The organism is Pseudomonas sp. SO81 (assembly GCF_030374125.1).
In the GTDB taxonomy this organism is placed as follows: Bacteria; Pseudomonadota; Gammaproteobacteria; order Pseudomonadales; family Pseudomonadaceae; genus Aquipseudomonas.
Genome location: NZ_CP126126.1, coordinates 3,960,671 through 3,975,222 on the forward strand (window position 1 = coordinate 3,960,671; position 14,552 = coordinate 3,975,222).

Sequence of the window (14,552 nt, forward strand, 5' to 3'; positions counted from 1 at the left end):
ACGGGGCTCTTGGCAAACGAAGGCCTTACTGTAGCCGCCTCGCCGCTCTGCTGGCCAGGGTTGTGCGGTATCCTTGCCGGCCTTCGAGGAGAGACTGCATGACCGATTTCCCCGCCTGTGACGCCGAGCTGGATGCCAGCGGCCTGAACTGCCCGCTGCCCTTGCTCAAGGCCAAGCTGGAGCTCAATCGCCTGGCCAGCGGCGCGGTACTCAAGGTGACCGCCACCGACGCCGGCTCGCAGCGGGACTTTCGCGCCTTCGCCCGGCTGGCCGGTCATGAGCTGTTGCGCGAGGAGGAAGAGGGTGGGGTGTTCCGCTACTGGCTGAGGAAGGCCTGACGCGAGTGCCATGAAAAAGGGCCGCATCGGCGGCCCTTTTTTCACCTCGGCGTCATCAGCCCTTGTGCAGGGCCTGGGCCGCCGCCAGTACCTCGTCCACATGGCCCGGCACCTTCACGCCGCGCCATTCGCGACGCAGCACGCCGTTGGCGTCGATCAGGAAGGTGCTGCGGTCGATGCCTAGGTACTCCTTGCCATAGAGCTTCTTCAGCTTGATCACGTCGAACAGCTCGCACAGCGCCTCGTCCTTGTCGCTGATCAGCTCGAAGGGGAATTCCTGCTTGCACTTGAAGTTCTCGTGGGACTTCAGGCCGTCGCGCGATACGCCGAAGACCAAGGTGTTGGCTGCGTTGAAGGCGGCGTATTGGTCGCGGAAGCCCTGGCCCTCGGTGGTGCAGCCCGGGGTGCTGTCCTTGGGGTAGAAGTAGATCACCACTTGCTGGCCCTTGAGGGCGCTGAGCGAGACCTGCTGGCCGCTGGTGGCGGCGGCGCTGAAGTCGGCGACCGGCTGGTCGATGGAAACGGCCATCTCGGATTCCTTATGGGTTCTGCGGGCGCCAGGGTTCGATCAGCGCGTCCAGGTTGAGGGCGTCGGAGAAGTCGAGGAACTGGTCGCGCAGCCAGCTGATCTGGGTGCCCGGCGGCAGCGTCACGGTCAGCGTGGCGTTGAGCAGGGTGCCGCCGGTCTGCGGGGCCTGATAGGTGTCGCAGGTGATGCTTTCCAGCTCCACGCGGTGGTCGCTGAAGAACTGGCACAGCTCGTTGAGGATGTCCGGGCGGTAGGCACAGCTGACATAGGCGACATAAGGCAGCGAATTGGGGCGAGCCTCGAGGGCGCCGCTGCGGATCATGTTGACGCTAAAGCTGTGGCGCTTGGCCAGGGGCGGCAGAACGCCTTCCAGACGGGCAAGGGCGTCCCAGCTGCCGCTGATTTGCAGGGTCAGGGAGCTGTACTCGCCGTGGCGGGTCAGGCGGCTGCTGACCACGCCGCAGCGGTTTTCCTGGCTGGCCCGGCAGAGCACGCTGGTCAGCTCCATGGGGTTGGCGCCGAGGGCACTGATGACAAGGAATTGTTCGCGAACCTGGGGGGTGGACATTCAGCTTTCCTGAAACGATGAGGGTCGGCGCGATGAGGCGCCCAACAAAGAGGGAAGGGTAGCGAAAAGCGCCGCTCAGGGGAATGCTGGCCTGGGTCCCGTTCGCTTGTGCAACACAGGTGGCGCCAGTACCATTACCGCTCTCTTTTTCCGGCAGGAGCGGTTGCATGATTTCGGGCAGTATGGTGGCACTGGTCACGCCCATGGACGCACAGGGTGGTCTGGACTGGGCTGCTCTGAGCAAGCTGGTCGACTTCCACCTGCAGGAGGGCACCAACGCCATAGTCGCCGTCGGCACCACTGGCGAATCCGCCACCTTGGATGTCAACGAGCACGTCGAAGTCATCCGCCGCGTGGTCGACCAGGTTGCCGGTCGTATCCCGGTGATCGCCGGTACCGGCGCCAACAGCACCCGCGAAGCCATCGAGCTAACCCAGAACGCCAAGAGCGTCGGCGCCGATGCCTGCCTGCTGGTCACCCCTTATTACAACAAGCCGACTCAGGAAGGCCTGTACCAGCACTTCCGCCACATCGCCGAGAGCGTGGCCATCCCGCAGATTCTCTACAACGTGCCGGGCCGTACCGCCTGCGACATGCTGCCGGAAACCGTCGAGCGCCTGTCCAAGGTGGCCAACATCATCGGTATCAAAGAAGCCACCGGCGACCTGCAGCGCGCTCAGGACATCCTCGATCGCGTCAGCTCCGACTTCCTGGTCTATTCCGGCGATGACGCCACCGCCGTCGAGCTGATGCTGATGGGCGGCAAGGGCAATATCTCGGTAACCGCCAACGTCGCCCCGCGCGCCATGGCCGAGCTGTGCGCCGCCGCCATGGCCGGCGATGCCGCCACCTCCCGCGCTATCAACGAGCGCCTGATGCCGCTGCACAAGAATCTGTTCATCGAATCCAACCCGATTCCGGTGAAATGGGCCCTGCAGGAAATGGGCATGATGCAGGACGGCATTCGTCTGCCGCTGACCTGGCTCAGCCCGCGCTGTCACGAACCGCTGCGTCAGGCCATGCGCCAGTCCGGCGTCCTGGCTTAATCGAGGAATACTTGCGCATGAAGCGACTGGCTGGACTCTCTGCCCTTGCCCTGATCATCTCCACCACCAGCGGCTGCGGCTGGCTCTGGGGCGATGAAGGCTACTTCCGTGATCGCTCCACCGACTATCTGGATGCGCGTCAGACTGCGCCGATGCAGATGCCGCCGAACGTTGACGCCAAGCGCATCGACCCGCTGCTGCCGGTGCCGGCGCACGTCGCCACCAGTTCCGAAACCCCGCAGAGCTTCGAGGTGCCGCGTCCGCAGGCCCTCGGCACTACTGGCGAGGCCAGCGAGTTCAGCCTGCAGAAGAGCGGCGACTCGCGCTGGCTGGTGGCCCAGCGCGCTCCGGCGGAAGTCTGGCCGGTGGCTCGCTCCTACTTCGAGAACAGCGGTTTCCGCATCGCCGAAGAGCGCCCGCAGACCGGTGAATTCATCACCGAGTGGCAGGGCGTCGAGGACCTGGCTCCTTCCATGGGCCGTCGCGTGGGCAGCCTGATGGCCGATACCGACAACCAGGTTCGTGTGCGTGTGCGCATCGAGCCGGGCGTGGTGCGCAATACCAGCGAAGTGTTCGTGGTCAGCGCCGAGCGTGAAGAAGGCAGCACTGCCGACGTGGCCTTCCCGGCCCGCACCGGCAACGCCAGCCTCGAGGCCTCGCTGCTCGACGGCATGCTCGCCGACCTCAGCAGCACCGCCGAGCACGGCTCGGTGTCCCTGCTGGCCGCGCGCAACTATGACGCCCCGAGCCGTATCAACCTGACCCAGGACGGTGCCGGCAACCCGGTACTGAACCTCAGCACCGACTTCGACCGTGCCTGGTCCAGCGTCGGTCGTGCCCTGGAGCTGGGCGACGTACGCGTCGACGACATCAACCGCAGCCTGGGCGTGTACTACGTCAACCTGGCCGAGGGCGCCAAGAAGCCGGAAGAAGAGAAGGGCTTCATCAGCGGCCTGTTCGGCAGCGAGCCGACCCAGGAAGAGATCGACGCCCGCGCCGAGCGTTATCAGGTACGCCTGACCAGCAGCGCCGGTGGCGACGTGCAGGTCACCGTGGAGAAGGACATCAACACCGTGGCCCCGGAAGACGTGGCCCGCCGTGTGCTGACCCTGATCCAGGAAAACCTCGGCTGATCCCGGCCCGGCACCTGCCGGGCCTGCAGCGAATCGATAGGCGAAACCCGATGGGTTTCGCCTGTTTCGTTTAAACCAGGCGGAAACTTCGACATGACCACTCCCACCACCCTGAGCCTGAAGAAGATCTACTCCGGCAAAGTCCGCGACCTCTACGAGATCGATGCCAAGCGCATGCTGATGGTCGCCACCGATCGCCTGTCGGCCTTCGACGTGATCCTCGACGAGCCGATCCCGGAGAAGGGCAAGATCCTCACCGCCATCTCCAACTTCTGGTTCGACAAGCTCAAGGACGTGGTGCCCAACCACTTCACCGGCGACAAGGTCGAGGACGTGGTGCCGGCCGCCGAGTTGCCGCTGGTGGAGGGTCGTGCGGTGGTCGCCAAGCGCCTGCAGCCGGTGGCGGTGGAAGCCATCGTGCGTGGCTATATTGTCGGCTCCGGCTGGAAGGAATATCAGAAGAGCGGCACCGTCTGCGGCATACAGCTGCCGGCCGGCCTGAAGGAAGCGGCCAAGCTGCCGCAGCCGATCTTCACCCCTTCGACCAAGGCTGCCGTCGGCGACCACGACGAGAACATCAGCTTCGCCCAGTGCGAGGCCATCATCGGTGCCGAGCTGGCGGCCAAGGTGCGCGACACCGCCATCGCCCTGTACAGCGCGGCGGTCGAATATGCGGCCACTCGCGGCATCATCATCGCCGACACCAAGTTCGAGTTCGGTCTGGACGAAGACGGCACCCTGACGCTGATGGACGAGGCGCTTACCCCCGATTCCAGCCGCTTCTGGCCGGCCGACAGCTACGCCGAAGGCAGCAACCCGCCGAGCTTCGACAAGCAGTTCGTGCGCGACTGGCTGGAGTCCACCGGCTGGAACAAGGAGCCGCCGGCCCCGGCCGTACCGGCCGAAGTGGCACAGAAGACTGCCGACAAATACCGCGAGGCACTGACTCGGCTGACCAGCTGAGTTTAATCGTGGAAAGAACGAGGGAGCCATGGCTCCCTTTTTCATGTCTGCCGCAAGCACCTGATCACACAAGAAAAACTGCTGGACTAACGGCGCTCAGCTGATATCATGCGCACCGCTTTGGGAAGATGCCGGAGTGGTCGAACGGGACGGATTCGAAATCCGTTGTGTCAGCAATGGCACCTAGGGTTCAAATCCCTATCTTCCCGCCATATTGAAGTAAGCCTAAGCCCCTGAATCTGTTGAAGATTACAGGGGCTTTGTCTTTTCTGGCGCTGCGTTTAGGACCAAATTAGGACCGAAACGCCACCCTCTAGGCCGTATCTGGACGCCTTAGTCCGCTTTGAATCCCATCATCTCCGACACGAGCCGCGCCATGCTCTTCGTGTTTGCGGGTATCCAGCGCGCGTAGTGCTTCTTCACCATCGTTGTGTCGGTGTGGCCGAGCTGGCGTGCGACCCATTCCAGGGGAACGTAGCTGGACACCGCCTGGCTGGCGAAGGTGTGGCGGCATTGGTTTGGCCCGCGGTGGGCTACTCCGCTGCGCGCCAGGTGGTCGGTGAACCACTCGTGCACGTTCTGGCCGCTCCACGGGATGCCGCTGACGGAGTTCCGGAACAGGAGGGTAACGCGCTCCTTCTTCACCGTCATGTTGTCCCGCTGGATCACTTCGATGGTGGCGGCAGGGTGGTCGGCGGCATCGAGCAGTATCTGCTGCAGCAGCTCGAGGGCGGGAGTGATCAGCTCGACGAAGCGTATGCGCGAGCGCTCCTTGGGCACCTTGTAGTCCGCCCCGACGCGGGCGCGCCGGACGTAAATGCCGCCGGCTGCCAGGTCCACATCCTCAATAGCAAGCGCCACCATCTCGGACAACGACAGCCCCGCCCAGCAGTTGAAGAGCATCATCCGGACGTCGGGCATGCGGCTGGGGTCGCCGGCGGCGATGCTGTCGATCTCGTCGCGGCTGAAGGGGTTGGCGTGTTCGCCGTCGTCGCTGTCGCGCTCGATGTTGGTGATCCGCTCCAGAGGGTTGGACTTCACCACCCCGTCGCTGAAGGCATCCGCCCATACCCCGCGCACCACAGTGAACACGTCGTTGACCGTCTTCGGCTTGAGGCCTGACTTGAGCAGCTTCGCCTGGAGCAGCTCGAACTCGGTCTTAGATATGTCGGCGATTCGGCGCGGGCCGGCCCACGCGGTAATGTGCTTCGACTTGCTGGCGTAGTTGTCGTAGGTGCTCTTCGCTCGCTTGGCCTTCTGCACCTCCAGCCAGCGCGTCACGCCCTCGGCTACTGTTCTGTTTGTGCTTGGCCCGCCGGTGCCGGAGAAGATCGGCGCCAGGGGTGACTCTGGGAAGTGAGTCGCGTAGTCGAACCGCCCCTCCTTGATCTCGGCCAGGATCGTCCGCCGCTTGTTGTCGGCGTAGGCGATCGAGGCTTTGGTGATGGTGGTAACGGCCGGCAGGGGCTCCTTGCACCGCCGGCCGTTCAGGTAAAAGGAGATGCGCAGGCGGTTGCCGTTGATCTCGACCCCCTGGGGTAGCTTGTCCACGCCCTTGGGCAGCTTCGCCTTGCTCAAACCCTGCCTCCCATCCATGCGGTGATCGCCGGCCGGCTGTAGACATACTGGCCGACCGGGTCCTTGCGGTAGTGCACGCCCTCCAGCCACTGGCCTCGCTCGCGGTACTTTCGCGCCGCCTCGCTGGTGATGCCGAACACGGCCGGCAGGAGATTGCCCCGGAACCAGTCGGCCGGGGTGATGAGCGGGTGGATCTTCTCGGCAGCAGCCATGACTTTCCTCCACGCCGGGCGTCGCCGGCGAGCTATGGGGTGCGTATAGGGTGATCAGGGGTGGCGCAGGTATATCCAGGCGCCGGAGCTCAGCTCCTCAACCTCGGCGGCAGACAAGCGCCTCGTCCCGGTAGCCGGGCACAACGTGCAGCGGATGCACCCAGGAGCGCCGAAGCCCCAGTTGTGGCTGCAGGGTGGTCGGTACTGCGCCTGGCGCTGCCGAATGCCGTTGGCGGGATGCCGGTTCATAGGTCAGGCTCCAGATGAAGATGCCCAGGCTGATCAGGCCGGCGATGGCGATCAGGGCGTAGATCGGGCCGACTCGGCTTTCCATCTCCTGCAGCTCGTTGTGGGTGTCGCGGCGCGCCCGGGCCTGTGCCGCTGATTCGTTCAGGCCTCGCATGGCACCTCCTGCAATTCGATTTGCGCGGAAGGCATGACGGCCAGCCCCACCTGCTGCGCGATGTAGCGCTCGAGCAGCGCGCCGCGGCTCTCGGCCCACCCGAACAGGAAGGCGACGATGTCGCAGGTGAGCATCTGGCGGATGGCCTGGCGCATGTAGGCCTCCCAGCTGTCCTGCTCCGGATTCTCCGCCGGGTTCTCCACGTGGTAGCCCAAGGCGCGGAGGCGGGCGGCTTCGGCGTGGAAGGCGGGGTAGTTGTATTCGGGCAGGCCGGTCATGGGGCCGGCTAGGTAGATTCGTTTCATTCCGTGCAGCTCCTATACTCGGCCGAATAAACAGCCGAGGGCATGGTCATGAAGGCATTGGATGCGGATGGATTTGTGGAGGCTGTGCTGCAGCTGGCGGCTGAGCTCGGCCTGAAGATCGAAGAGCGGCGGCCCGGGTGGAGCATCTGCTTCAACGAGACGAGCGATAAGTGGCTGAGCGAGCAGCATCTGCGGCAGCTCTATCCAGCGATCCTGGAGGCAGACCTCTCGGACGCGCGGATCAACCAGCTGATCGAGCAGGTGGCGCCTGGTAGGCCCTGCACTCACGTGGGTATGCGGCAGATCGTGGCCAGGCTCCACGAGGTGGGTGGTTGGGCTCCTGGAGCAGGAGGCTAGCCCCCAGGCTGAACTGGGGTGCAGCGCAGGCAGCGGCACTCTTCGACCGGCTTGCGGGTGGTGCGGCAGAGGATCTTGGTGGTCATGGTTTTCCTTTGGTCAGGCGCCGCAGCTGCTTGAACAGCTCTGGCAGCGTCTCGGGCTGGATCAGCACGTCGCGGCCTTCCTGGGTGATGGTGAGTAGGCCGCAGGCGTCGACCTGGACGAGCAGGGCGGGCTCGCCTGGGCCGCGGTCGTCGAGGTAGGGCTGCCAGATCACTGCCTGCTGGGCGGTGGTCATGGTGGTTGAGGTGGTGGGCTTGTTCATGGCGTCACCCGCTTGAACTCGACCACCCAGACCCAGGGGTTGGCGGCCCAGGACTCGGCGCCGTTGATCGATTCCCACAGAGAGGCAAAACTCTCGCGTGGGTCTGCCGCCAGGTGCCGGCTGTCCTCGACGTCAAAGAACCCCTCGCCAGCATCGCGGACGCCCTCGGCCAGGGCCTGCTGCTCGCTGATGTCCTGCAGGCGCTCGACGCGCACGGCGGTGATCTCCAGCAGGATGCGAGCTTGGGAGCGCGGCATGTGGATGGACGGGCGCACGTCACGCGGATAGTTCCAGTGCTCAACGGGTTGGATAGGGTCTCCTTCCTCATCGACGGCCTCGTACAGAACGGGCTCCTTGTCGGCGCAGTAGCGCGCGAGCACCACCTCTTCGAAGGTGTCGTAGTCAGCCTCGGTGCTCTCGCGTACCCACAGCCGGTCGCCTAGCATGCCGTACGGGCAGCAGCTCCTGTACTCGGCGCAGTAGTTCGCCATGCACTCTTCTTCGGTGGCGCCAAACACACCAAACCCCCACCGAGGGTGACGCTGTGCCACCGACATCCAGCGCAGCCCTTCGATATCTTCGCCTCGTGTTTTGCTTGGTAGCTGCCAGCTGGGTACTACCCGCCGGGTGACAGTCTTCCGGCCCTCGAGGATGGCGCGCACCATGGCGCCGCTGAACAGGATGGGGCGTTCTTTCATGGCTGCTGCTCCTGCTCGGTCGGCTGGGTGGCAGCGTCGTACTTACCGATGCCCCACACGAGAGCGCGGCAGCACCAGATATAGCGGTCAGTGAAGCGGCGCATGCTGCGCTCGAGAATGTCGGTGAACTGGTACTCCCGGCCGCCGACCTCGGCTGAGAAGTCGTACACCCGCCGATAATTGCCGTGCTCGTCGTGCTCGTCGGCCCATTGCAGGACGTCATCCCATACCGCCTCTTTCAGCTCGGCCTGGTGCTCCTCGCTGAGGCCTTCGAGCCAGTCGCCCTGATAGTCCATCACGGCATCCAGAAACTTCTGGTGGTCATACTCGAACACGCTGCCAGCGCTGCGGCCGCCGTCGACGGCAATAACCTTCTCCGACCAGTAGCTCGGATTGATCGGCAGGTCCTCGCCTTTCGTTTCACGGCGGAAGAACTCCAGCATGTCCTCGATCCGCTGGAATACGTAGGTGCCCATGTCGCCGGTGTAGCAGAGGTGGCCAGGCCAGGTGATCAAGTCGAAGAACATGCAGGACGTGCCTGGGCGCTTGAAGCGCAGGTGCCGATAGAGGCCGTCCTCGCGGATGATGGTCAGTTCGTGGGTGGCCACGTCACGCAGGAACTCTGCGTTGGCGGTGTTTTCGGTGGACATGACTTCTCCCTCGCCAGTGGCGTGAAAGGTGGGTTGTGGGGTAGGGTCAAGCGAAGCGGCGAAACTGGAAAGGATGCGAAGTATGGGGTCGAGAAGAACTTGGTTTGGAGTATTCGTCAGTGCCGCTTACTTGCTGTGGGTCTGGTCTTTAATCGGTTCGCGATTTACCACGCTGGGGGCGCTAGATCTCAACGAGCTTGGGGATTTCTTCGCGGGCATATTTGGGCCTCTGGCATTTCTTTGGCTTGTTCTCGGATATCTCCAGCAGGGTGCTGAGTTGCGCCTTCAGGCAACTGAATTGAAGAACTCCGTGGAACAGCAGAAAGTTATGGCCGAAGCCACTCGGATGCAAGTTGATAATCAATTGAAAGAGCTCGAAGAGGCACGGTCGCGTGAAGCGCTAGCCTACAAAGCAAAATTTGCTATCGAGGCGCGCCACAAGATGACCTCCTCGGAAGGAGTGAGATCCAAGTTCAGAATCACAAACCTGGGCGGTGATGCTCTGCATGTGTCAATTATTGCAAGCCCCATTGCAGGATCGCTAAATAGTATGAACTTTGCATTGATTAGAAGGGATGAGGTGCGAGAATTTGAAGTTCTGATCGAACCGGGGGCTGAGGATATAACTGGCCAGCTAATAATACTGTATCAGGATGTCCGTCATCTTCGTTATCAGGTGCTGTATTACTTCGATGTGGAACAAGGCCGTTTCTCGAAGTTTTTGGAAACCGCGCATAGCAACGGATCACCGGGTTAGCGGCCGGTAGAAAGAATCCGATCTGACTACATCAATTCGTCTAATGGCCCGCGTGGGCATAGGGTCCACGGAACTGTGAAGCGCTCATCCGACACCTTGCAGTGCCATGCCTGCTGGTACATGCGGCCGTCGACGAACTCGACACCCTCGATCACAAAGGCCAGGGTGGCCATGCCTTCCATGCGGACATCCCAGAGCGGTGGCAGATCTCGCGGCTCTTGGTGCTGATGCACGCTCCTGGGTAGCGAGGCGCTGAACAAGTAGGCCTTCAGGCTTTCCCTACCCAGCGGCCCCCACGGGTCTTTCTGGATGTGGATGTCGGCGCTGATCCGGTCCGCGCGGTCCAGCTCCTTCGGCTTGCGCCGGACGCCAAGGTTGTAGAGGGGCAGGATTTCGTAATGCATGGCTAAATACTGTTTGTATATACAGTATTCTGGCGCCTTCCTTTCGGTTGGTCGAGGCGCGCTCGTCGCCTCAACCTTGCCGGCCGCCTGCGGTCTATCCGAAGACACCCTGCAGGAGCATGCCCATGGAGACATTTCACGACCGCTCGCGCCGCCTGGCCCGGGCTGCCGCCGCCAGCTGGATGGAGATCGACTCCTTCCTGGCAGCCAACCCCGACATCAGCGCGGTCGAGCTGCAGGACAAGCTGTTCGCCCTGGAGTCTGCCGCAGAGCAGGCCGCCTATGCGTATTGGGATAACAACGACGCGGAGGATGCCAAGGGGTAGCTCGTCGGCTGCGACCTCTTGTACCTGGCCTGGTGCTGCTCGCCCCCTATACTCCGCGGCACGCCCGCCGGCCGCGCATCGGGCAAGGATGACGGCCGGACAGGGTGGCTTAGGCACCTTGGCGGCGATCGACGCGGCAGCGCCGCGCCAGTTCTACCAGCCATTCAGCCAGAAGCTGCGGGGTGTGTTCGCGCTCGGCCTTGCTGATCTCCGGGCGCCACCCTGGGTCACCCTTCTTCAGCCGCGGCGAATCACGGCCAGGTCCGGCTCGGCGATCAGATGCCAGCACATGGGTGGGCTCTTCAATTCGGAATGGCAGTGGCGGTATATCTCTAGGCTCCACACCGACGATATAGAGCTTCGTCCGTTTCTCAGCCTTGTGTCCGAACCAATCCTGATCGATCACCAATGTCCAGCCACCGTACCCGTCACGCTGACCGATAGCTGGCAGGTCTTGATCAAGCCAAAGCGTCGATGAGAAAGGATGCTCTAGGACGCCTCCCCACTCACGGACCATTTTCACGGCGAAGCGCGCCAGGTCCTTCTCGTCTGCCCGTCCCTTGGCGAACTTCCGGAGCTTCCCCCACATCCTGCAGGGCGGGTGCGCCACAACTGGCATGCCGCCTGCGAACGTTCTAGCGTCGCGGTCAATGTCGTACACATCGCATCCTGGCAGGGGCTTGTAGTTGCTGTCGGCGCGCGCGAACAACACGGCTACTGGCGTGGTCATGCTGGTGTTCCGGATCTGTTGAGGGTATTGAACTGGGCTAGAGCGCGAATTCGGCTTGCCCGCTGCGCTGCCAGATCGGGGCTGAGTTGTGAGCCTCGATGCGGTCGGCAATCACCGCCGCGCGCTGCCCAGCCGTTGGCGGCACGTACATACCGAAGCGCTTGACGCTTCCGCCGTTGACCGCTGCGTTGGTGCTGTCGGCGCTGGCGAGGGGCAGGCGCGAGAAGATGGCTGGGTCTAGCATGCGGAGGCCATGCAGCCGGCAGAGAGGGCGGCCATGTTCATCGCAGATCGCATCCATGGCCGCGCTCATGCGCGTCCACCATGGCGCTGTACCGGGAGAGGACCATTGGCCGGAGCTGCCGAAGGCCACTGTGCGCCAATCGCTGGCCAGCCGTTGAAGGCGCTCCAGTGACTCGTGCAAGTGCCAGACCGGTACGCCAGGCAGATGTGCGGGCCATTGCTCGAGCAATAGATCGTTGGCGTTCTCGTCGCCGTCGATCACGTCAGGAATGAGCGCCCAGTCGAAGCCAGGATGTCGGTACCAGTCATCGACCCAGCGAAGGTAGCCGTCAACGTCGAGTTGGCCGCCCTGGCGCCAGACAGTGAACGCCCCATTATCGAAGACGAAGGACTGGCATGCCTCGGCGACGATGCCCATGTCGTCCTGGCGAGGGAATGGCACCAGGGCGTGCCGGCCAGCCAGTAGGCGAGCCGCATCATGGCGCGTGCCACCGACCGGAGTGCCGTGATAGTGGATCATCACGCCGGCGCCCGCACAGTCTCAATCTCGACGCCCTGGTGAACTGCAACCATCGTCTGCTCGCCGCCGAAGCGCTGCTGCAGTCGATCCGCAATCTGCTCCTGGATTCCCGTCTTGATCAGCGCCGTTTCGGCCTTGAGATGCTCGACGTAGATCACCTCGCTGGTCTGGATCTCCAGTTTGTAGACGATCAGTTCCCCATCGTTGGGGCAGGTGGCGGCAAAGGTGATGCGGTAGGTGTTCATGATCAATCCCCGCAGAAGCAGTCGATGTCCTCGGAAATAAGGCCAGCTGCTTCGAAGTCGAAGGCGTCCTGGGTTGCCATGCGTTCGGCATACCAGGCCATGTGGGCGTACTTGGGGCGGTCCTGGCGGAAGACCTGGCCGAAACGCTCTTCGGTGCCTGACCACCACAGAACCCTCGACGGGTCTTCGATGATCGCCCTGTAGAGCTTGTCTTCGCTCTTCTTCCAGCAGAGGTCGCAGTTGCCCATGTCCGAGTGGATGCCCAGGTCGAAGGGCTGCTGGCTCCAGAACTCAGCGACATGCTCCTTGGTGATGCCATCCAAGTAGAGCGGGGTGTAGTTCTCCCAGCGTGTACCGCCGCGCTCATTGGCTGCCATCATGCGGTGATAGCGCCCTGGCTCGTCGTAGCGGATGCCCACCACACAATCCCACTGGTCGTAGCCGAGGCTGCGCATATGCTTCTCGCCGATCTTGATCTTGAGGTAGGCGGTGCACATGTTGTTCGAGAAGTTGGGGAGGACCGGAGGTAGCTGCTTTTCCTCGCGACGGTAGCGGGCGTAGTAGTCGAGCATCATGTCGAACGGCTCGCCACTACGGCTCGCGGTCTTGAAGTCCACCAGCCGGTACCACGGCGCATCCTCTGCTTGGCCGTACTCCCGACACCACTCCATCCATACGACAGGGAAAGCCCAGCGCTCGGACATCTCCTGCACGAACTCCAGCGTTTCCTCCACCTCTTTGCCGGTGTTCTGGAAGAAGGCATGCACGTCGGCAGGCAGACTGCCTCCGTGTGCATCGAGAATGCGGCGCGTCAAAAATCCGGACGTGCGGCCGCCGCTGAGCCCGATCTGCGCCGGGCCAGTTATGCGATAGGGGTTCATGCGTACCTCAGAACAGGGCCATCTGCTCGCCCAGGGCGGCCGATGGCGTGGGGATGTAGATTGGGATGGGGGCGGGGCTGCTAGGCTTGTTGACCAGATTCGCTAGGAGCTGCACATGGCATACATTCCTGGTCTCGATGGGCTGCGCGATGCGCTGGCTGGCCGCATTGACGACTCGCAGAGCGATTGGCTGGTTGCCAAAGCCAAGCAACACGGTCGGATCTCGCCGCAGTTCGTGGCTGATGCACTAGGGATTTCGAAGAGCGAGGCGAAGGCCAGGCTGCAGAGTGTTGCGCATAGAGGGCTTTTGCGAGTCACCCCAACAGGGTGGTACGAGCCAGGCTTCGGTAGCGGAAATTAGCTATTCGGCAACTGCTCGAAGCGATCCATGCTGGCGGCTTCTTTGGCGCCCTGCTGGTAGAGAGTGCGCGCCACGCTTTCCGGTAGTGCGTATTCGTGGCGCGGGATTGCAAGGGCAGGTGCCGAGCCTTCCGGTCCCAGGGCATGGGCGTTCCAGATCAGCAGCTGAATGGCCTCGGCCTGCTCGGTGATTCCGTGCCAGGCCATCAGCTCTTCGAGCTTGTCGCGGGTGCCGCGCCGGCAGCGGTGGCGCAGCTCCTTCTCGTCCATCTCGATGCGCTTGGCGGCGGCCTTGTCGTCGCGCTCCTTCTGGCTCTTAGCCGCCATCCTGTGGTTCCTCCTCCAGGAATGCCCGGGCGATCTTGGCCATTCGGGCCTGTTCGATCTGTGGGCGGGAGAGGAAGGTGAAGCCGTTCTCCTCGGCGATCAGGTTCAGGCGCTTGCGGTCGATGCCGGTAGCGCGAGATATCTCGGCTAGAGTCATGGTGGTGGCCTGCATCTTTATGCCTGAGGCGAGCTCGTCTCTGGCTTGGCGAAACTTGTCGCCGTGGCCACGGCGGGTTGCCATTTGCTTCTCGCGGGCGCGGGCCAAGGCGGCACGACGTGGATACTTGGCTGGGTCGAGCTGCGCAGCGGAACCCAGGGCGGCCAACTGGTCTGCGTGGCTGCGGAAGTGGGGTTGCTGGATCATGCCGGCACCTGCTGTTGACTGCGCGCCAGGGACTCGGCCAGCCACTTGGCCTCGCGGATGGTGCGGCGGAAGCCGAGGACGCGGCCGGTGCCGATCTCGACGACGCGGACCATGCCGGAGCCGGTGGCCACGACCTGGGCGCGGTAGGTGGTGGGCGCCGGCTGGGTGCGCCGTGCCTCGAAGGCCATGCGCGCTTGGCTGCTGAGGCGGAGCATCTCCGCCAGTTCCAGGATGCTCTCCTGGGCCATGGTGATCATGTTCATGGGCACCTCGTTGGGGTTGCGTGCATAGGTCGCCGCCCTGGCCGG

At 63.3% G+C, this 14,552-nt stretch carries 25 protein-coding genes and 1 tRNA gene; 9 read left to right on the top strand and 17 right to left on the bottom strand.

Annotated features, from left to right (window positions below; all coding sequences use genetic code 11):
• The first annotated feature begins 98 nt into the window (after positions 1 to 98).
• A complete protein-coding gene (locus OH686_RS18710; protein ID WP_137971404.1) occupies positions 99 to 338 on the top strand; it encodes a sulfurtransferase TusA family protein in 240 nt (79 codons plus the stop codon).
• 55 nt (positions 339 to 393) lie between these two features.
• Here OH686_RS18710 and OH686_RS18715 read toward each other — a convergent pair whose 3' ends face one another.
• Entirely contained in the window at positions 394 to 867 is a 474-nt protein-coding gene (locus OH686_RS18715; protein WP_289534407.1) for a peroxiredoxin, read from the bottom strand.
• Positions 868 to 877: 10 nt separating this feature from the next.
• Positions 878 to 1,435, bottom strand: a complete 558-nt coding sequence (locus OH686_RS18720; protein WP_289534408.1) for a glycine cleavage system transcriptional repressor — start codon at positions 1,433 to 1,435, stop codon at positions 878 to 880.
• 167 nt (positions 1,436 to 1,602) lie between these two features.
• Here OH686_RS18720 and dapA point away from each other — a divergent pair, with 167 nt between their 5' ends.
• The 4 genes from dapA (at position 1,603) to OH686_RS18740 (ending at position 4,789) form a co-directional block, all read left to right on the top strand.
• Positions 1,603 to 2,481: a 4-hydroxy-tetrahydrodipicolinate synthase gene (gene dapA, locus OH686_RS18725; RefSeq protein WP_137971407.1), complete on the top strand. Its 879-nt coding sequence runs from the start codon at positions 1,603 to 1,605 to the stop codon at positions 2,479 to 2,481.
• 17 nt (positions 2,482 to 2,498) lie between these two features.
• Entirely contained in the window at positions 2,499 to 3,614 is a 1,116-nt protein-coding gene (bamC, locus tag OH686_RS18730; RefSeq protein WP_137971408.1) for an NlpB/DapX family lipoprotein, read from the top strand.
• A 93-nt stretch (positions 3,615 to 3,707) separates the two neighbouring features.
• Positions 3,708 to 4,577: a phosphoribosylaminoimidazolesuccinocarboxamide synthase gene (locus OH686_RS18735; RefSeq protein ID WP_279867524.1), complete on the top strand. Its 870-nt coding sequence runs from the start codon at positions 3,708 to 3,710 to the stop codon at positions 4,575 to 4,577.
• A gap of 122 nt (positions 4,578 to 4,699) precedes the next feature.
• Positions 4,700 to 4,789 (top strand) — tRNA-Ser (locus OH686_RS18740).
• A 121-nt stretch (positions 4,790 to 4,910) separates the two neighbouring features.
• Here OH686_RS18740 and OH686_RS18745 read toward each other — a convergent pair.
• The 4 genes from OH686_RS18745 to OH686_RS18760 all read right to left on the bottom strand — a co-directional run bounded on the left by OH686_RS18745 (position 4,911) and on the right by OH686_RS18760 (position 7,075).
• Positions 4,911 to 6,155, bottom strand: coding sequence for an Arm DNA-binding domain-containing protein (locus OH686_RS18745; RefSeq protein WP_289534411.1), 1,245 nt, complete (start codon positions 6,153 to 6,155; stop codon positions 4,911 to 4,913).
• Positions 6,152 to 6,367 (bottom strand): excisionase family protein, encoded by a 216-nt coding sequence (xisR, locus tag OH686_RS18750; RefSeq protein WP_289534412.1) that lies wholly within the window; start codon positions 6,365 to 6,367, stop codon positions 6,152 to 6,154. The genes OH686_RS18745 and xisR overlap by 4 nt, the downstream gene beginning before the upstream one ends.
• Before the next feature lie 97 nt (positions 6,368 to 6,464).
• A complete protein-coding gene (locus tag OH686_RS18755; RefSeq protein ID WP_289534413.1) occupies positions 6,465 to 6,770 on the bottom strand; it encodes a hypothetical protein in 306 nt (101 codons plus the stop codon).
• Positions 6,758 to 7,075: a DUF4406 domain-containing protein gene (locus OH686_RS18760; RefSeq protein ID WP_289534414.1), complete on the bottom strand. Its 318-nt coding sequence runs from the start codon at positions 7,073 to 7,075 to the stop codon at positions 6,758 to 6,760. The genes OH686_RS18755 and OH686_RS18760 overlap by 13 nt, the downstream gene beginning before the upstream one ends.
• A gap of 48 nt (positions 7,076 to 7,123) precedes the next feature.
• Between OH686_RS18760 and OH686_RS18765 the strand changes: the two genes are divergently transcribed.
• Positions 7,124 to 7,432: a hypothetical protein gene (locus OH686_RS18765; protein WP_289534416.1), complete on the top strand. Its 309-nt coding sequence runs from the start codon at positions 7,124 to 7,126 to the stop codon at positions 7,430 to 7,432.
• Between the two features lie 82 nt (positions 7,433 to 7,514).
• Here the strand turns inward: OH686_RS18765 and OH686_RS18770 are convergent, their stop codons facing one another.
• Genes OH686_RS18770 through OH686_RS18780 form a run of 3 tightly spaced genes read right to left on the bottom strand, consistent with a single transcriptional unit; the run spans position 7,515 to position 9,087 of the window.
• Positions 7,515 to 7,739 carry a hypothetical protein gene (locus OH686_RS18770; RefSeq protein ID WP_289534417.1) on the bottom strand — a complete coding sequence of 75 codons (225 nt, stop codon included), beginning with the start codon at positions 7,737 to 7,739 and terminating at the stop codon, positions 7,515 to 7,517.
• Positions 7,736 to 8,437, bottom strand: coding sequence for a hypothetical protein (locus OH686_RS18775; RefSeq protein ID WP_289534418.1), 702 nt, complete (start codon positions 8,435 to 8,437; stop codon positions 7,736 to 7,738). The genes OH686_RS18770 and OH686_RS18775 overlap by 4 nt, the downstream gene beginning before the upstream one ends.
• Positions 8,434 to 9,087 (bottom strand): hypothetical protein, encoded by a 654-nt coding sequence (locus tag OH686_RS18780; RefSeq protein ID WP_289534419.1) that lies wholly within the window; start codon positions 9,085 to 9,087, stop codon positions 8,434 to 8,436. The genes OH686_RS18775 and OH686_RS18780 overlap by 4 nt, the downstream gene beginning before the upstream one ends.
• A gap of 82 nt (positions 9,088 to 9,169) precedes the next feature.
• Between OH686_RS18780 and OH686_RS18785 the strand changes: the two genes are divergently transcribed.
• Positions 9,170 to 9,844, top strand: coding sequence for a hypothetical protein (locus OH686_RS18785; protein ID WP_289534421.1), 675 nt, complete (start codon positions 9,170 to 9,172; stop codon positions 9,842 to 9,844).
• 26 nt (positions 9,845 to 9,870) lie between these two features.
• Here the strand turns inward: OH686_RS18785 and OH686_RS18790 are convergent, their stop codons facing one another.
• Positions 9,871 to 10,248 (bottom strand): hypothetical protein, encoded by a 378-nt coding sequence (locus OH686_RS18790; protein WP_289534423.1) that lies wholly within the window; start codon positions 10,246 to 10,248, stop codon positions 9,871 to 9,873.
• A gap of 125 nt (positions 10,249 to 10,373) precedes the next feature.
• Between OH686_RS18790 and OH686_RS18795 the strand changes: the two genes are divergently transcribed.
• Entirely contained in the window at positions 10,374 to 10,574 is a 201-nt protein-coding gene (locus OH686_RS18795; RefSeq protein ID WP_289534425.1) for a hypothetical protein, read from the top strand.
• 109 nt (positions 10,575 to 10,683) lie between these two features.
• Here OH686_RS18795 and OH686_RS18800 read toward each other — a convergent pair whose 3' ends face one another.
• Genes OH686_RS18800 through OH686_RS18815 form a run of 4 tightly spaced genes read right to left on the bottom strand, consistent with a single transcriptional unit; the run spans position 10,684 to position 13,193 of the window.
• Positions 10,684 to 11,304 carry a hypothetical protein gene (locus tag OH686_RS18800; protein ID WP_289534426.1) on the bottom strand — a complete coding sequence of 207 codons (621 nt, stop codon included), beginning with the start codon at positions 11,302 to 11,304 and terminating at the stop codon, positions 10,684 to 10,686.
• Positions 11,305 to 11,341: 37 nt separating this feature from the next.
• Positions 11,342 to 12,067 (bottom strand): hypothetical protein, encoded by a 726-nt coding sequence (locus tag OH686_RS18805; protein WP_289534427.1) that lies wholly within the window; start codon positions 12,065 to 12,067, stop codon positions 11,342 to 11,344.
• Positions 12,067 to 12,312, bottom strand: coding sequence for a hypothetical protein (locus tag OH686_RS18810; RefSeq protein WP_289534429.1), 246 nt, complete (start codon positions 12,310 to 12,312; stop codon positions 12,067 to 12,069). Before OH686_RS18810 ends, OH686_RS18805 begins: the two co-directional genes overlap by 1 nt.
• A 2-nt stretch (positions 12,313 to 12,314) precedes the next feature.
• Complete coding sequence (locus OH686_RS18815; RefSeq protein WP_289534431.1) at positions 12,315 to 13,193, bottom strand: adenine nucleotide alpha hydrolase family protein; 879 nt, start codon at positions 13,191 to 13,193, stop codon at positions 12,315 to 12,317.
• A 115-nt stretch (positions 13,194 to 13,308) separates the two neighbouring features.
• On the opposite strand from OH686_RS18815, the gene OH686_RS18820 reads away from it, so the two are divergent.
• A complete protein-coding gene (locus tag OH686_RS18820; protein WP_289534432.1) occupies positions 13,309 to 13,554 on the top strand; it encodes a hypothetical protein in 246 nt (81 codons plus the stop codon).
• On the opposite strand, the gene OH686_RS18825 is transcribed toward OH686_RS18820, so the two are convergent.
• From OH686_RS18825 to OH686_RS18835, 3 genes are read right to left on the bottom strand one after another with little or no spacing between them, the layout of a single operon-like run.
• Positions 13,551 to 13,880, bottom strand: a complete 330-nt coding sequence (locus tag OH686_RS18825) for a hypothetical protein (protein WP_289534434.1) — start codon at positions 13,878 to 13,880, stop codon at positions 13,551 to 13,553. The genes OH686_RS18820 and OH686_RS18825 overlap by 4 nt on opposite strands.
• Entirely contained in the window at positions 13,870 to 14,244 is a 375-nt protein-coding gene (locus OH686_RS18830) for a hypothetical protein (protein ID WP_289534436.1), read from the bottom strand. The genes OH686_RS18825 and OH686_RS18830 overlap by 11 nt, the downstream gene beginning before the upstream one ends.
• A complete protein-coding gene (locus OH686_RS18835; RefSeq protein WP_289534438.1) occupies positions 14,241 to 14,507 on the bottom strand; it encodes a hypothetical protein in 267 nt (88 codons plus the stop codon). The genes OH686_RS18830 and OH686_RS18835 overlap by 4 nt, the downstream gene beginning before the upstream one ends.
• Positions 14,508 to 14,552 lie beyond the last annotated feature (45 nt).

What these genes read in the sequence shown, in the direction of transcription:
- OH686_RS18710 (WP_137971404.1), top strand. Translation starts at nt 99, where the DNA reads ATGACCGATTTCCCCGCCTGTGACGCCGAGCTGGATGCCAGCGGCCTG.
- OH686_RS18715 (WP_289534407.1), bottom strand. Translation starts at nt 867, where the DNA reads ATGGCCGTTTCCATCGACCAGCCGGTCGCCGACTTCAGCGCCGCCGCC.
- OH686_RS18720 (WP_289534408.1), bottom strand. Translation starts at nt 1,435, where the DNA reads ATGTCCACCCCCCAGGTTCGCGAACAATTCCTTGTCATCAGTGCCCTC.
- dapA (WP_137971407.1), top strand. Translation starts at nt 1,603, where the DNA reads ATGATTTCGGGCAGTATGGTGGCACTGGTCACGCCCATGGACGCACAG.
- bamC (WP_137971408.1), top strand. Translation starts at nt 2,499, where the DNA reads ATGAAGCGACTGGCTGGACTCTCTGCCCTTGCCCTGATCATCTCCACC.
- OH686_RS18735 (WP_279867524.1), top strand. Translation starts at nt 3,708, where the DNA reads ATGACCACTCCCACCACCCTGAGCCTGAAGAAGATCTACTCCGGCAAA.
- xisR (WP_289534412.1), bottom strand. Translation starts at nt 6,367, where the DNA reads ATGGCTGCTGCCGAGAAGATCCACCCGCTCATCACCCCGGCCGACTGG.
- OH686_RS18755 (WP_289534413.1), bottom strand. Translation starts at nt 6,770, where the DNA reads ATGCGAGGCCTGAACGAATCAGCGGCACAGGCCCGGGCGCGCCGCGAC.
- OH686_RS18760 (WP_289534414.1), bottom strand. Translation starts at nt 7,075, where the DNA reads ATGAAACGAATCTACCTAGCCGGCCCCATGACCGGCCTGCCCGAATAC.
- OH686_RS18765 (WP_289534416.1), top strand. Translation starts at nt 7,124, where the DNA reads ATGAAGGCATTGGATGCGGATGGATTTGTGGAGGCTGTGCTGCAGCTG.
- OH686_RS18770 (WP_289534417.1), bottom strand. Translation starts at nt 7,739, where the DNA reads ATGAACAAGCCCACCACCTCAACCACCATGACCACCGCCCAGCAGGCA.
- OH686_RS18775 (WP_289534418.1), bottom strand. Translation starts at nt 8,437, where the DNA reads ATGAAAGAACGCCCCATCCTGTTCAGCGGCGCCATGGTGCGCGCCATC.
- OH686_RS18780 (WP_289534419.1), bottom strand. Translation starts at nt 9,087, where the DNA reads ATGTCCACCGAAAACACCGCCAACGCAGAGTTCCTGCGTGACGTGGCC.
- OH686_RS18785 (WP_289534421.1), top strand. Translation starts at nt 9,170, where the DNA reads ATGGGGTCGAGAAGAACTTGGTTTGGAGTATTCGTCAGTGCCGCTTAC.
- OH686_RS18790 (WP_289534423.1), bottom strand. Translation starts at nt 10,248, where the DNA reads ATGCATTACGAAATCCTGCCCCTCTACAACCTTGGCGTCCGGCGCAAG.
- OH686_RS18795 (WP_289534425.1), top strand. Translation starts at nt 10,374, where the DNA reads ATGGAGACATTTCACGACCGCTCGCGCCGCCTGGCCCGGGCTGCCGCC.
- OH686_RS18800 (WP_289534426.1), bottom strand. Translation starts at nt 11,304, where the DNA reads ATGACCACGCCAGTAGCCGTGTTGTTCGCGCGCGCCGACAGCAACTAC.
- OH686_RS18805 (WP_289534427.1), bottom strand. Translation starts at nt 12,067, where the DNA reads ATGATCCACTATCACGGCACTCCGGTCGGTGGCACGCGCCATGATGCG.
- OH686_RS18810 (WP_289534429.1), bottom strand. Translation starts at nt 12,312, where the DNA reads ATGAACACCTACCGCATCACCTTTGCCGCCACCTGCCCCAACGATGGG.
- OH686_RS18815 (WP_289534431.1), bottom strand. Translation starts at nt 13,193, where the DNA reads ATGAACCCCTATCGCATAACTGGCCCGGCGCAGATCGGGCTCAGCGGC.
- OH686_RS18820 (WP_289534432.1), top strand. Translation starts at nt 13,309, where the DNA reads ATGGCATACATTCCTGGTCTCGATGGGCTGCGCGATGCGCTGGCTGGC.
- OH686_RS18825 (WP_289534434.1), bottom strand. Translation starts at nt 13,880, where the DNA reads ATGGCGGCTAAGAGCCAGAAGGAGCGCGACGACAAGGCCGCCGCCAAG.
- OH686_RS18830 (WP_289534436.1), bottom strand. Translation starts at nt 14,244, where the DNA reads ATGATCCAGCAACCCCACTTCCGCAGCCACGCAGACCAGTTGGCCGCC.
- OH686_RS18835 (WP_289534438.1), bottom strand. Translation starts at nt 14,507, where the DNA reads ATGAACATGATCACCATGGCCCAGGAGAGCATCCTGGAACTGGCGGAG.